The organism is Micromonospora sp. D93 (assembly GCF_018070365.1).
Taxonomy (GTDB): domain Bacteria; phylum Actinomycetota; class Actinomycetes; order Mycobacteriales; family Micromonosporaceae; genus Micromonospora; species Micromonospora ureilytica.
In genome coordinates this window covers 80,005-93,713 of sequence record NZ_JAGPXW010000023.1, presented here as the reverse complement: position 1 = coordinate 93,713, position 13,709 = coordinate 80,005, and the positions used below count along the sequence as shown (strand labels likewise).

General features: G+C 72.1%; 14 protein-coding genes and 1 riboswitch. Of the genes, 10 read left to right on the top strand and 4 right to left on the bottom strand.

Annotated features, from left to right (window positions below; all coding sequences use genetic code 11):
* The first annotated feature begins 117 nt into the window (after nt 1-117).
* From KBX71_RS23535 to KBX71_RS34330, 4 genes are all read left to right on the top strand, one after another.
* On the top strand, nt 118-714 hold the full coding sequence (locus KBX71_RS23535) for a MerR family transcriptional regulator (protein WP_124822148.1): 597 nt from the start codon (nt 118-120) through the stop codon (nt 712-714).
* A gap of 258 nt (nt 715-972) precedes the next feature.
* Nucleotides 973-1,371 (top strand): group 1 truncated hemoglobin, encoded by a 399-nt coding sequence (locus KBX71_RS23530; RefSeq protein WP_210820081.1) that lies wholly within the window; start codon nt 973-975, stop codon nt 1,369-1,371.
* A 2-nt stretch (nt 1,372-1,373) separates the two neighbouring features.
* Nucleotides 1,374-2,555 (top strand): globin domain-containing protein, encoded by a 1,182-nt coding sequence (locus tag KBX71_RS23525; RefSeq protein WP_210820080.1) that lies wholly within the window; start codon nt 1,374-1,376, stop codon nt 2,553-2,555.
* A gap of 52 nt (nt 2,556-2,607) precedes the next feature.
* A complete protein-coding gene (locus KBX71_RS34330) occupies nt 2,608-3,303 on the top strand; it encodes a DivIVA domain-containing protein (RefSeq protein WP_210820079.1) in 696 nt (231 codons plus the stop codon).
* Nucleotides 3,304-3,520: 217 nt separating this feature from the next.
* On the opposite strand, the gene KBX71_RS23515 is transcribed toward KBX71_RS34330, so the two are convergent.
* Nucleotides 3,521-3,799 (bottom strand): DUF1905 domain-containing protein, encoded by a 279-nt coding sequence (locus KBX71_RS23515; RefSeq protein ID WP_210820078.1) that lies wholly within the window; start codon nt 3,797-3,799, stop codon nt 3,521-3,523.
* A 25-nt stretch (nt 3,800-3,824) separates the two neighbouring features.
* Entirely contained in the window at nt 3,825-4,481 is a 657-nt protein-coding gene (locus KBX71_RS23510) for an SDR family oxidoreductase (RefSeq protein ID WP_210820077.1), read from the bottom strand.
* A gap of 119 nt (nt 4,482-4,600) precedes the next feature.
* Between KBX71_RS23510 and KBX71_RS23505 the strand changes: the two genes are divergently transcribed.
* The 3 genes from KBX71_RS23505 (at nt 4,601) to gcvP (ending at nt 9,701) form a co-directional block, all read left to right on the top strand.
* Complete coding sequence (locus KBX71_RS23505; protein ID WP_210820109.1) at nt 4,601-5,671, top strand: MerR family transcriptional regulator; 1,071 nt, start codon at nt 4,601-4,603, stop codon at nt 5,669-5,671.
* A 90-nt stretch (nt 5,672-5,761) separates the two neighbouring features.
* A complete protein-coding gene (locus tag KBX71_RS23500) occupies nt 5,762-6,604 on the top strand; it encodes an NAD-dependent protein deacetylase (protein ID WP_210820076.1) in 843 nt (280 codons plus the stop codon).
* A gap of 102 nt (nt 6,605-6,706) precedes the next feature.
* Nucleotides 6,707-6,805, top strand: a riboswitch (glycine riboswitch).
* A 73-nt stretch (nt 6,806-6,878) separates the two neighbouring features.
* Nucleotides 6,879-9,701, top strand: a complete 2,823-nt coding sequence (gene gcvP / locus KBX71_RS23495; protein ID WP_210820075.1) for an aminomethyl-transferring glycine dehydrogenase — start codon at nt 6,879-6,881, stop codon at nt 9,699-9,701.
* Between the two features lie 151 nt (nt 9,702-9,852).
* On the opposite strand, the gene KBX71_RS23490 is transcribed toward gcvP, so the two are convergent.
* Nucleotides 9,853-10,053, bottom strand: a complete 201-nt coding sequence (locus tag KBX71_RS23490; RefSeq protein ID WP_007460326.1) for a DUF5999 family protein — start codon at nt 10,051-10,053, stop codon at nt 9,853-9,855.
* A gap of 123 nt (nt 10,054-10,176) precedes the next feature.
* On the opposite strand from KBX71_RS23490, the gene KBX71_RS23485 reads away from it, so the two are divergent.
* Together KBX71_RS23485 and def are read left to right on the top strand one after the other, a co-directional pair.
* Nucleotides 10,177-11,397, top strand: a complete 1,221-nt coding sequence (locus tag KBX71_RS23485) for a chorismate-binding protein (protein ID WP_374102631.1) — start codon at nt 10,177-10,179, stop codon at nt 11,395-11,397.
* A gap of 32 nt (nt 11,398-11,429) precedes the next feature.
* Nucleotides 11,430-11,939 (top strand): peptide deformylase, encoded by a 510-nt coding sequence (gene def, locus KBX71_RS23480; RefSeq protein WP_210820074.1) that lies wholly within the window; start codon nt 11,430-11,432, stop codon nt 11,937-11,939.
* On the opposite strand, the gene KBX71_RS23475 is transcribed toward def, so the two are convergent.
* Nucleotides 11,936-12,706: a TSUP family transporter gene (locus tag KBX71_RS23475; RefSeq protein ID WP_307847264.1), complete on the bottom strand. Its 771-nt coding sequence runs from the start codon at nt 12,704-12,706 to the stop codon at nt 11,936-11,938. The two genes, def and KBX71_RS23475, sit on opposite strands and share 4 nt — an antisense overlap.
* 194 nt (nt 12,707-12,900) lie before the next feature.
* Here KBX71_RS23475 and KBX71_RS23470 point away from each other — a divergent pair, with 194 nt between their 5' ends.
* Nucleotides 12,901-13,680: an endonuclease/exonuclease/phosphatase family protein gene (locus KBX71_RS23470; protein ID WP_210820073.1), complete on the top strand. Its 780-nt coding sequence runs from the start codon at nt 12,901-12,903 to the stop codon at nt 13,678-13,680.
* The last annotated feature ends 29 nt before the right edge of the window (nt 13,681-13,709 follow it).

The following is a 13,709-nucleotide window of genomic DNA, read 5'->3' as shown; positions in this document are numbered from 1 at the left end:
CGGCGTGTCGCGTCGGTTCCTCCGTGGTAACCCTTGGTGCTGGCGATAGGGTTTCCATGTCGAGGGGTGCGCGTCCCGGAAACGATGCGTCGCCACACTGACGGGGAGGTTGTCCGGATGCACGAGCCGCGGGATTCCGATCCGGGTGCAGAGTTCGACGAGTCGGGTGCCTCGTCGCCAGGTGTGGCGGCTGAGGGTGACGGTTCGGTTGGCTACCGGGGTGTGACGGCCTGCCACGCGGTGGGCATCAGTTACCGGCAGTTGGATTACTGGGCGCGAACGACGCTTGTGGTGCCGAGCGTTCGTGATGCCTCGGGTTCGGGGACGCAGCGGTTGTATTCGTTCCGCGACCTGGTGGTGTTGAAGGTCGTGAAGCGGTTGTTGGACGCGGGGGTGTCCCTGCAGAACATCCGTAAGGCGATCGAGGCGTTGCGGTCGCGTGGTGTGGAGGATCTGGCGGGGATCACGCTGATCTCTGATGGGACGACGGTGTATGAGTGCCGGTCTCCGGAGGAGGTGGTCGACCTGTTGCAGGGTGGCCAGGGGGTCTTCGGCATCGCGATCGGTGGTGCTTTCAAGGAGATCCAGGGCTCGTTGTCGCATCTGCCGGCGGAGCCGGCGATGAGCGGCCCGGTGGAGCCGGCGGTGGTGTCGGGGTCGGATCCGGTGGGTGACGAGTTGGCGGCGCGGCGGGCGCGGCGGCGCGCCGGCTGATCGTTCGAACTTTCGGATTTTTTTCTGTTGTTTTCTCGCGACCGTCGGTGACGGTGGCCGGGGTTTGTCGGCCGTCGCGGTCCACTGTGGATACTGTGGGTGTCGCTTTGGTGGCCGACTGTGGAAGTACCCGTTGGTAGTGGTGACGCAACGTGTCGGCGTGTTGTCGGGAATCCGATAAGGGGTCGCTGACCGGAGGCGGTTGACACGCTATGGTCCCTCACGGTTCTGGACCCTTCATCCCCGGAAGGAACGACCGTGACGGTTACGGAAGAGACGGCGCCCGCTTCGCACTACGACCGCATTGGCGGTGCCAGCTCGGTCAAGGCGGCCGTTGAGCTGTTCTACGACAAGGTGCTCGCGGACCCGGAGTTGGCGGACTACTTCGCCGATGTGGACATGGCGGGTCAGCGGCGGCACCTGGCGTTGATGTTGACCGTGGTGCTGGGTGGCCCGAACGAGTACACGGGTCGCGGGTTGGCCGAGGCGCACCAGCCGTTGAACATCACCGTGGAGCACTACGCGAAGGTGGGCGAGCACCTGACGGTGACGTTGACCGAGCTGGGGGTTCCGGCGGACATCCTCGCGGATGTGCAGACGGTGCTGGGGCAGGTGCAGGGCCAGGTGGTGGCTGCCGGGAACAGGTCGGGCGTCTGAGCGTGGACGCTGCTCGCCTCAAGCAGAGCTGGTCGGTGGTCGCCGGTCACGGCGACCAGGTGCCGCTCTACTTCTACTCGACGTTGTTCCTCGCTCACCCCGAGACGCGGCAGATGTTCCCGACGAACATGGCCGGTCAGCGGGATCGCCTCGTGACCGCGTTGGGTCACATCGTGTCCAATGTGGACCAGGTGGATCGGCTGGTGGGTTTCCTGCAGGATCTCGGCGCGGATCACCGCAAGTTCGCGGTCCGCGCGGAGCACTACCCGGCGGTCGGTGAGGCGCTGGTGGCGACGTTGCAGCATTTCCTCGCCGAGCAGTGGACCGACGAGTTGGCCGCGGACTGGACGGCCGCGTACGGGTTGGTCGCCCAGGTGATGATGGAGGCCGCGCAGGCCGCCGAGGCGGTCAACCCGCCGTGGTGGGTGGCGGAGATCGTGGCGCACGAGCGGCGGGCGTTCGACGTGGCGGTGTTGACGGTGCGCCCGCAGTACCTGTTGCCGTTCACCCCGGGTCAGTCGATCGGGGTGTCGCACCCGTCGGTGCGGTCGTGGCGGTACTACTCGCCGGCGAACGCGCCGCGGGCGGACGGCACGTTGGAGTTGCACGTGCGGGCCGCGCCGGGTGGCGCGGTGTCGTCGCGGCTGGTGTACGGGTCGGCGGTGGGGGATCGGGTCCACCTGGCGGCGCCGGTGGGGGACCGGCTGGGGTTGTGGTCGGCGGGCTCGAGTGACCTGTTGTTGTTGGTCGCGGGTACCGGCTGGGCGCCGGTGAAGGCGTTGGTGGAGCAGGTGGCCGCGGAGGGTTCCCGCCGGCGGGTGGACCTCTACGTGGGGGCCCGTTCCCGTAGCGAGTTCTACGACAGCGACGCGATGGACAAGTTGGCGTCGTCGCATCCGTGGTTGACGGTCACGTACGTGGTGGGTGCCGACGTGCACCGGCCAGGGGAGTTCGTGCAGGCGGTGGACCGGGCGTTGGCCGACGGTGACTGGCGTTCCCGGCACGTGTTCGTGTGTGGGTCGGACGAGATGGTGTCGTACGCGGTGCAGACGCTGGTTCAGGCTGGTTACCACGCGGGGCAGGTGCACCACGAGGGCCTGGGTGCGCAGTGGTACGGCCCGGCGTGGCGGACGGCGGTGCAGCAGTCGGCTGCGGGTGACACTTCGGGAGGTGGGCACAGGTGAGCGCGAGGAGTGAGCTTGCGAGCCCCGCAGTCGCGAACGGGGGTCTGCACAGGTGAGTGCGACGCCGATCAGCCGGTATGACGGGGTGCAGATTTCCGGCGGTGTGCAGGTGCGGATGACCGCCGATCGGGTTCGGCGGTGGGAGTTCGGTGCCGCGTCGTTCGCCCGGCGTGGTTACGACAACGCTGACGTGGACCGCTTCCGGGTGCAGGTCGCTGACGAGTTGGACCTGTTGGCGACGCAGATCGCGACGTTACGGGCGGAGAACGAGCGGCTGACCGACCGGGTGGAGTTGCACCGACACGGGGTGATTCCGAGTACGGGGGCGGCGGCGAAGGTTCCGGCGGCGCGGGAGGTGAATCTGCTGTCGGCGGCGCAGCGGGAGGCGGAGCAGATCATCGCGCAGGCGCATGACTACGCGCGTCGGGTCGCCGAGTACGCCCGGGTGCAGTATGAGAGCTACCTGCACGCGGCGCAGGCGGAGGCGAAGCAGGAGGCGGAGCGGGCGGTGGCGGAGTATCGCAGCGCGGCCGGGTCGAGCTTCGACGACACGGTGGCGACCCGGGAGGCGTTGCGGATTTTCGGCGAGATGATGGTGTCGCACATGCAGGCGGCGGCGCGGCATCTCGATGACGGCAGTGAGCAGTTGGCGCGCACGATGGATCGGATCGCGGCGGAGACGCCGGGGGCGCCGTTCGTGGGCGGTGTGCTGGGGCAGTCGGCGTTGCCGCGGCACCAGCAGCGCTGATCGTCGCGAGTGGGGTTCGCTGTCCGCGGACCCCACTCGGCGCGTTGGCGCCTTCTGGGCCGGGTGCGCAACGGCGGCAACGCATTCGACGCGGACCGGATGGTGGAGGTGCTGGCGGGGGCGGTGTCCGCCGTTTTCCGACAGTCCCCGGCGGGCCGGTGCTGGTCGCCGCGCACCGCCCGGGTGGCTGACGCCCGCCGTTGGCGGGTGCGGCTGGTCAGCTCAGCCGTTGTTCGAGGTGGAAGGTGACCTCGGCGCCGGCGGCGCTCTTGCCGATGGTCTTGCACAGGGCGGCGCGGATGGGCAGCCAGTGGGGGCCGCTGCCGGAGGGCATCAGGGTGGCGCTGAACGGGTGCCCGTCGATGGTGCCGGTGACCTTGACGGCGCGTCGGGTGCCGAGCAGGTCCGCGGAGTCGGGCACCGTCACGTACGTGGCGAACGCACCGTCTTTCTCGATGGGCGCGGTGAAGCGGTAGTCGAGTGGTTGCGGGTCCATGGCTCTCCTCGGCGCGGCGGGTCGGTCAGGTGGCGGTGGCGCGGATGGCGTCGGCGATCGGGGTGGGCCCGTCGACGAGTTCCAGTGTCGTGCCGGTGGTGCGTGGTTCGTCGAGCAGGCCGGCGAGGACGTGGGCGACGTCGGTGCGGCTGATGGCGCCACGGCCGGCGTGTGGGGTGAGGGTGACCCGCCCGGTGGGTGGGTCGTCGGTGAGCCGGCCGGGTCGCAGCACCGTCCAGGCCAGGTCGCGGCCGCGCAGGTCGTCCTCGGCGGCGCGTTTGGCGCGCAGGTACGCCGCCCACACGTCGTCGCTGCCGGGGGCGGGTGGCCGGTCCACGCCCATGGAGGAGACGAGCAGGTAGCGGTGCACGCCGGCGCGGGTGGCGGCGTCGGCGAGCAGCGCGGCGGCGGCCCGGTCGACGGTGTCCTTGCGGGCGACGCCGCTGCCGGGGCCGGCGCCGGCGGCGAAGATCACCGCGTCGGCGCCGTCGAGGTGCGCGGCCACCTGCGCGACCGGGGTGTGTTCCAGGTCGCAGACGACGGGGGTGGCGCCGGCGGCGCGGAGCGTCGCGGTCTGCTCGGGGTTGCGGATGAGGCCGACGGCGGTGTCGCCGCGCCCGGCGAGGTGACGTTGCAACAGTAGGGCGATCTTGCCGTGGCCTCCGGCGATGACGACGCGCATGCGCCCAACCTACCGGCGTTGCGGGTGACAGCGGCGGCGCCGGCCTTGACCTTGACCTTCGGGTAACCCTGAGCCTGGTGGGCGCCGGTCGCCGTGACCGGCACGAGGAGGATGTCGACGTGGGGCTGATGACCATCGGGGCGTTCGCCCGGGCGGCGAGGCTGACGCCGAAGGCGTTGCGCCTGTACGACCGGGTGGGGCTGCTGGTGCCGGCGGCTGTGGATCCGGAGTCCGGCTACCGGCTCTATGACCCGGCTCAACTGCCGGTGGCCCGGCTGGTCGCCCAGTTGCGGCGGCTCGGCATGCCACTGGCGACGATCCGGGTCGTGTGTGACCTGGATCCGGCGGCGGCGGCTGAGGCGATCACCGCGTACTGGCGGCAGGTCAGCGCCGACACCGCGGCTCGCGCCCGGCTCGCCACCCTCCTCGTGGACCGAATGTCTGAAGGAGGCGCCACCATGTCCGACCCGAATTCCGCAGTTGCCGTGCGCTGCGCCGCCGGTTGCGACACCGGGCTGGTACGCGACAGCAACGAGGACACCGCGTACGCCGGCGGGCGGTTGCTCGCCGTGGCCGACGGGATGCGGGGGTCCGGCGGGGCGGCTGCCAGCGCCGCCGCCGTCGACGCCCTGAAGTCGTTGGCGCTCACCGACGTACCGGCCGCCGACCTGCTGGCGATGGTGGCCGGTGCGGTGAGCGACGCCGACCGCGCCGTACGCGGGTTGGCGGGCGACGCCGACCAGCCGGTCACCACCCTGACCGCGCTGCTGCTCAGCGGCGCCCACCTGGCGCTGGTGCACGTCGGTGACACCCGGGCGTACCTGTTGCGCGACGGTGAGTTGTCGCTGCTCACCCAGGATCACACCTGGGTGCAGGCCCAGGTTGATCAGGGCAGGCTCGACCGGGACCAGGCGGCGACGCATCCCCAGCGCGCGGTGCTGGTGCGTGCCCTCGGCGGCGGTCGGCAGGTCGAGGCGGATCTGGCGCTGCGCACCGCGCAGCCGGGTGACCGGTACCTGCTGTGCTCCGACGGGTTGTCCGCGGTCGTCGACCGCGCCGACCTGCGGTCGGCGCTGGCCGCGCAAGCCGGCCCCGAGGACACGGTGCGGGAGTTGATCGAGCTGGCGCGGGGCGAGGGGGCGCCGGACAACATCGCCTGCGTCGTCGCCGACGTCGTCGCGGCGGCGTAAGCCGTCGCCGGCCACCTGCGCCGGGTGGGCCCCACCCATCCGGCGCGGGGTTCGGCGTTGGCGGACGGGTTGGGGCAGCATGGAGAGGTGATGGAGAGTCTCGACGCGTTGACCTCGCTGGTGGCCGGCGGTGGGGTGGTGGTGCTCAGCGGCGCCGGCCTGTCCACCGAGTCGGGGATTCCGGACTACCGGGGGCCCAGCGGGGTGGCGCGGCGGCACACGCCGATGACCTTCCAGGCGTTCACCCGGGATCCCCTGGCCCGGCGGCGCTACTGGGCACGCAGCCACCTGGGGTGGCGGTTGATCGCGGGCGCCGCGCCCAACGCCGGGCACCGGGCGGTGGCCGAGCTGCAACACGCGGGTCTGGTCGACACGGTGATCACCCAGAACGTCGACGGTCTGCACGGCGCGGCCGGCAGCACGTCGGTGATCGAGTTGCACGGTCGCCTCGACGAGGTGACCTGCCTGGACTGCGGCAACCTGACCTCCCGGGAGGAGTTGGACCGGCGGCTGCGCGAGGCCAACCCGGACTTCGTGGCCCGCGTCGCCGCGGTCAACCCGGACGGTGATGTTGATCTCCCCGACGAGCAGGTGGCGGCGTTCCGGCCGGTGGACTGCGGGATCTGCGGCACCGGGATGGTGAAACCGGACGTGGTGTTCTTCGGTGAGACGGTGCCGCCGCAGCGGGTGGCGCGGTGTTTCGCTGCCGTGGAGCAGGCCCGTTCGTTGCTGGTGCTCGGGTCGTCGTTGACGGTGATGTCGGGGCGCCGTTTCGTGATCCGGGCCGCGAAACGGGGCATCCCGGTCGCGATCGTCAACCAGGGGCCGACCCGTGGTGACGGCCACGCCACCGTGTGCGTCGACGCGCCGTTGGGTGCGGTGTTGCCGCAACTGGCCGCGCGGGTCGGCGCCGGGGCGCCGCTGAACGTGTGACGGCGCGGCCCCCGGGTGGGGTGCCGCTCGGGTGTGACCGCAGCCCCCGGGGGTAGGACATCAGCCGGAAACACCAACGCTGGTAGCGTTGACCACGCCGGTAACACCCACGTGGGAGAGACCGCCCGACAGCACGCAGGGCGGCGCCGAAGGGGCAAATCCTCCCCGGAACCTCTCAGGCAAAAGGACCTCGTGGGCAGGCACTGTGGAGTGCCCCTGTGGGCGCGACAGAGGGGGAGGCCGACACGTCGACCTCGCCCCGGGAGTGCCCCCTATGACCGTAGAGCAGTTCGCCACCCGTCACATCGGTCCCGGCCCCGACGACGAGCGTCGGATGCTGGATGTCGTCGGGCACGAGTCGATCGACGAGCTGATGGACGCCGCGATCCCCGAGGTGATCCGCTGGCACGGCACCCTCGACCTGCCCGACCCGGCCACCGAGGCCGAGACGATCGCCGAGCTGCGGGCGATCGCGGCGCGTAACACCGTCGCCGTCTCCATGATCGGGTTGGGGTACCACGGCACGCACACGCCGGCGGTGATCCGCCGCAACGTGCTGGAGGACCCGGCCTGGTACACGGCGTACACGCCGTACCAGCCGGAGATCAGCCAGGGCCGCCTGGAGGCGCTGCTGAACTTCCAGACCATGGTCACCGACCTGACCGGGTTGGCCACCGCGAACGCCTCCATGCTCGACGAGGGCACCGCGGCGGCGGAGGCGATGACCCTGGCGCGGCGGGCCTCCAAGAGCAAGAGCGGCGTGTACGTCGTCGACGCCGACGCGTTGCCGCAGACCATCGCGGTGATCACCAGCCGGGCCGAGCCGCTCGGCATCGATGTGCGGGTCCTCGACGTGCGGCGCGACGAGTTGCCGGCGGAGTTCTTCGGCCTGCACCTGCAGTACCCGGGGGCGTCCGGTGCGGTGCGCGACCACGCGAGCCTCGTGGAGGCGGCGCACGCCGTCGGCGCCCTGGTCACCGTCGCGGCGGACCTGCTGGCGTTGACGCTGCTGCGCGCACCGGGGGAGATCGGCGCGGACATCGCCGCCGGCACCACCCAGCGTTTCGGCGTACCGATGGGCTTCGGTGGGCCGCACGCCGGTTACCTGGCGGTGCGCTCGGGCCTGGAGCGGATGCTGCCCGGGCGTCTGGTCGGGGTGTCGCGCGACGCGGACGGCAACCCGGCGTACCGGTTGGCGTTGCAGACCCGTGAGCAGCACATCCGGCGGGAGAAGGCGACGAGCAACATCTGCACCGCGCAGGTGCTGCTCGCGGTGATGGCCGGCATGTACGCCGTCTACCACGGCCCGGACGGGCTGCGGGACATCGCGACGCGTACCCATCGGATGGCGGCGCGGCTCGCGGCCGGGTTGCGCGCCGGTGGGGTGGACGTCGCGGACGTCGCGTTCTTCGACACCGTCACCGCGACAGTGCCGGGCGCGGCGGCGCGGGTCGTCGCGGCGGCCGCCCAGCGGGGGGTGAACCTGCGGCTGGTCGACGCCGACCGGGTCGGGGTGTCCTGCGACGAGACGACTACCGACGCGCACCTGGCGCAGGTGTGGGAGGCGTTCGGGGTGCCCGCGTTCGACGGCGACGTGGACGCGGCCCTGCCGGTCGACCTGATGCGCGGCAGCGACTTCCTCACCCACCCGGTGTTCCGCAGCCACCACTCGGAGACGGCGATGCTGCGCTACCTGCGGCGGCTGTCGGACTTCGACTACGCCCTGGACCGGGGCATGATCCCGCTCGGGTCGTGCACGATGAAGCTGAACGCGACCACCGAGATGGAGCCGGTCAGCTGGGCGGAGTTCGCGAACATCCACCCGTTCGCACCGGACACGCAGACCGCCGGGTACCGGGAGCTGATCGGTCAGCTGGAGTCGTGGCTGGCCGAGGTGACCGGCTACGACGCGGTGAGCGTGCAGCCCAACGCCGGTTCGCAGGGTGAGCTGGCCGGGCTGCTGGCGATCCGCTCGTACCACGCGTCGCGGGGTGAGACGCACCGCGACGTGTGCCTGATCCCGTCGTCGGCGCACGGCACGAACGCGGCGTCGGCGGTGATGGCCGGCATGCGAGTCGTGGTGGTGGCCTGCGACGACGACGGCAACGTCGACCTCGTCGACCTGGACGCGAAGATCGAGAAGCACCGGGACGCCCTCGCCGCGATCATGGTGACGTACCCGTCGACGCACGGCGTGTACGAGACGGGCATCGCGTCGCTGTGCGCGAAGGTCCACGACGCCGGCGGGCAGGTGTACGTCGACGGGGCGAACCTCAACGCCCTGGTCGGGTTCGCGAAGCCCGGCAAGTTCGGCGCTGACGTGTCGCACCTGAACCTGCACAAGACGTTCTGCATCCCGCACGGCGGCGGTGGCCCCGGTGTGGGCCCGGTGGCGGTCCGCGCGCACCTGGCGCCGTTCCTGCCCGGTGACCCGCTGGGCGCGCACGTGGACGCCACGCCGGCGATCTCGGCGGCGAAGTACGGGTCGACGGGCATCCTGCCGATCCCGTGGGCGTACCTGCGGATGATGGGCGCCGAGGGGCTGACCCGGGCGACCGGCGTGGCGGTCCTCGCGGCGAACTACGTGGCCGCGCGGCTGCGCGGGCACTTCCCGGTGCTGTACGCCGGCAACAAGGGCCTGGTGGCGCACGAGTGCATCCTCGACCTGCGGCCGTTGACGAAGGCGACCGGGGTGAGCGTCGACGACGTGGCGAAGCGGCTGATCGACTACGGCTTCCACGCGCCCACGATGTCGTTCCCGGTGGCGGGGACGCTGATGGTGGAGCCGACCGAGAGCGAGGACCTGGCCGAGCTGGACCGGTTCTGCGACGCGATGATCGCGATCCGCGCGGAGATCGAGCAGGTGGGTTCCGGGGCCTGGGCGGCGGGGGACAACCCCCTGGCGAACGCGCCGCACACCGCGGCGATGGTCAGCGGTGACGAGTGGTCGCACGCGTACCCGCGGTCGGTGGGCGCGTACCCGGCCGGGGTGGACCGGGCCGGGAAGTACTGGCCGCCGGTGCGGCGCATCGACGGCGCGTACGGCGACCGGAACCTGGTCTGCTCGTGCCCGTCGCCGGAGGCGTTCGAGGACTGACAACGCCGGAGGCGTTCGAGGACTGACGGCGGCGCGCCGGGGCGGGCGGTACGGCCTGCCCCGGCAGCCGCTGCGACCTGGGCGGAGACGTCCCTTACCGGGGGGACTAGCCTGGGTCGACGGCGGCTATTCGGTGACTCTGAGTGGTCGGTTAGGCCACGAGGGCGTGGCGGGCGGGGCCGCGGTGCGGTGCGATGCTGCTGCCGTCGGGAAGCAACTCGCCGGTGTCCTCGAAAACGATGACGCCGTTGCAGAGCAGGCTCCAGCCCTGCTCACGGAAGCAGGCGAGGACCCGTGCGGCTTCCCGGTCGGTGGCTTCAGCGGAGGGGCAGGTCGGTTGGTGCTGGCACATCGGGTTCTCCGGACTGTGGGGGCACTGTGTCATGGTTCACATGACCAGTGACGCACAGTACCAAGCGAAAGTGTCCAGCATCGAGCAGGTGCACGCCTGGTGCCCGGGAAATCCACTGAACGGATGAGGAAGGTTGGACCGTACGGCGTGGAAACGCTCCCACAGGTCCGTGCCACGGACCGCAGCCAAGTCGCGTTGGTCGATGTGCCCGCCGCGCCGGCCGCGTGCCGGGGCGCGCTCGTCGAACGCGCCCGCCTGCACTGGTCCCGCGGCGACGGCGGCGACCCCGCGGCCCTCGCCGAGGAGTTCCTCGCCGCGCACGGCCTGCCCCTGCACGACCTGACCCGACCCGCCCCCGCCCAGCACGGCGCCGGGGTCTGCGGCGCGGCCCTGTACCTGTCCGCCGCCGCCGGGGCGCTGCTCGCCGGCGCCCCCACCGGGGCTCCCGAACCCGCGCCGAACCTGCCCGACCTCGCCGTCGTCGTCTACGGCCACTGCCCCACCCGGGCCACCCGGCCCGGCGCAGGACCACCGTGGTGGCTCGGCGAGTGGACCGAGAGCTGGACCCCCCACCAGCACGCCGCCGCCGTCGACGCGGTCCGCGCCGCCATCGGCCGCGGCGACGTCTACCAGAGCAACATCGTCGGCCACGCCCGCGCCCCCTACACCGGCGACCCGTTGCCCGCCCTGAGCCGCCTCGGCGCGCTCCCCGGCGCCCGCTACGGCGGCGTCCTCACCGGCGACGGCTGGGCCATCGGCTGCGCGTCCCCGGAAACCCTCGTCGAGGTCACCGACGGGCAGGTGATCACCCGACCGATCAAGGGCACCCGCCCGGCCACCGCCGCCGGCCGCGCCGAACTGCTCGCCAGCGCGAAGGAACGCGCCGAACACATCATGATCGTCGACCTGGAACGCAACGACCTCGCCCGCGTCGCCCGCACCGGCACCGTCACCGTCGACGACCTGTTCGCCGTGCGCCGCTGGTGCGACCTGTGGCAGGCCGAGTCGACAGTCCGCGCCACCGCCGCCGACGGTCTCGGCCTCGCCGACCTGCTGCGCGCCACCTGCCCCGGCGGCTCCGTCACCGGCGCCCCGAAACTCGCCGCCCTCACCCAGATCAGCGCCCTCGAACCCGTCGGGCGGGGCGCCAGCATGGGCGCGTTGGGTTGGGTCGCCCCGGGTCACGTCGACCTTGGCCTGACCATCCGCACCGCCGCCGCAGACGGCGAACGGCTGCACACCTGGGCCGGCGGCGGCATCACCTGGGACAGCGACCCGAGCGCCGAGGTCGCCGAGGCCGCCGCGAAGACCACCCCGATCCGCGCCACCCTGGCCGGGCGCTGACCCCCGCACCGGACGGCGATACGCTGACCCGCATGACCATGCGGCCCATCCGGATCATCGGCGACCCAGTCCTGCGCACCGGATGCGAACCGGTCACCACCTTCGACGCCGAGCTGCGCGCCCTCGTCACCGACCTGATGGACACCCTGCTCGGCGCCCCCGGGCGCGCCGGCGTCGCCGCACCGCAGATCGGCGTCAGCGCCCAGGTGTTCGCCTACGACGCCGACGGGCACCGCGGCCACCTCATCAACCCCACCCTCAAGCTGTCCGACGAGCTCCAGGACGACGAGGAGGGCTGCCTGTCCATCCCCGGGCTGTACTTCCCGACCGTGCGGGCCCTGCACGCCACCGCGCGCGGTGTCGACCAGCACGGCGAACCGCTGACCATCGCCGGCAGCGGGTTCCTGGCCCGCGCCCTGCAACACGAAACCGACCACCTGGGCGGCCGGCTCTACGTCGACACCCTGCGCAGCGACACCCGCCGCCGGGCCCTGCGCGAGATCCGCGCCGGGCGTTTCGACTCACCCAGCCGCCGCAGCTAACCCACCCACTGGTCGTAGCCCAGCTTCGCGACCAACGCCACCACCACCACCAGCAACACCACCCGCACGAACCCGGAGCCGCGGCGCAACGCCATCCGCGCCCCCAGCACCGCACCGGCGATGTTGCACACCGCCATGCCCGCGCCCAACAGCCACCACACGTGCCCGGTCACCCCGAACACCACGAGCGCACCCAGGTTCGTCCCCGCGTTCACGACCTTCGCCATCGCCGAGCCGTGCACGAAGTCCGCGCCCACGAGAGCGGTGAACGCCAACACCAGGAACGTGCCGGTGCCCGGACCGATCAACCCGTCGTACAGGGCGATCCCCACCCCGGCCACCGCGATCACCGCCGCCACCCGCACCGGAGTGCGCCTCGCCGGCACCGCCACCACCCCCAGCCGGGGGCGCAGCAGCACGAACACCGCCACCGCCACCAACACCACCAACACCACCGGCCGGTACGCCGCCGCCGGCACCGCCCCGGCGAGCGCCGCGCCCACGCCCGCGCTGAACACCGCCAACCCCGCCGCCGGCCCCGCCACCCGCCAGTCGACAGTCGTCCTGCGGGCGTACGTCGTCGCCGCCGTGGCCGTACCGAAGATCGCGGCCAACTTGTTCGTGCCCAGCGCGGTGGCCACCGGCAACCCCGGTGCGGCCACCAGCAACGCCGGCAGCAGCAACAACCCGCCACCACCGACCACGGCATCCACCCACCCGGCCATCGCGGCGGCGGCCAGCAGGGTACTCAGCGATACGGCGTCCACGGGCGGCAATTCTCCCCACCCACCGCGCATCCGACGTGCCGCGGCGGCACCCGAGTGGCCAGCCTCACCCGCTCACCGACCTCGCGTACGCCGCAACCACACCCCCAACGCCCCGACCGCCACGAACACCAGCACTGAACACAGCAACACCTTGACCACCCGGCAACCATGCCATGGGCACGTAAGGTGCAGGAGTGCGCCTGGCCACCTTCAACCTGCTGCACGGACGATCCCTCACCGACGGGCTCGTCGACCCCGACCGACTCGCTGCCGCCATCGGCGCCCTCGACGCCGACGTGCTCGCCCTGCAGGAGGTCGACCGCGACCAACGCCGCAGCGGCAACCTCGACCTCACCGCCATCGCCGCCCGCGCCCTCGACGCGCCCCACCACCGCTTCGCCGCCGCCGTCGTCGGCACCCCCGGCGAACGGTTCCGCCCGCTGCGCCACGACGACGACGGCCACGGCGAACCCTGCTACGGCATCGGGCTGATCAGCCGACACCCCGTACGCAGCTGGCAGGTCACCCGACTCAAACCAGCACCCGTGCGCTCACCGGTCTACGTGCCCGGCCCCCGCGGCGGCCTCATCCTGCTGCACGACGAACCCCGCGTGGTCCTCGCCGCCGTCCTGGACACCCCCCACGGCCCCCTCACCGTCGCCGCGACCCACCTGTCCTTCGTGCCCGGCTGGAACGCCCGCCAACTGCGTCAGACCGTGCGCGCCCTGCGCGCGCTACCGGGCCCCCGCGTCCTGCTCGGCGACCTCAACCTGCCCGCCGGCGCGGCCCGGCTCATCTCCGGCTGGCACCCCCTGGGCCGACACCCCACCTACCCGTCCGGGCAGCCCCGCGTCCAACTCGACCACATCCTCGCCGACCGGCACGCCCTCGCCGACCTCCCACCGGTACGCGCCGTCACCGCGCCACCGTCCACCATCTCCGACCACCGCCCGCTGCTGGTCGACCTCGGCTGATACCGCACCCCGCCATCGCCACCCCGACA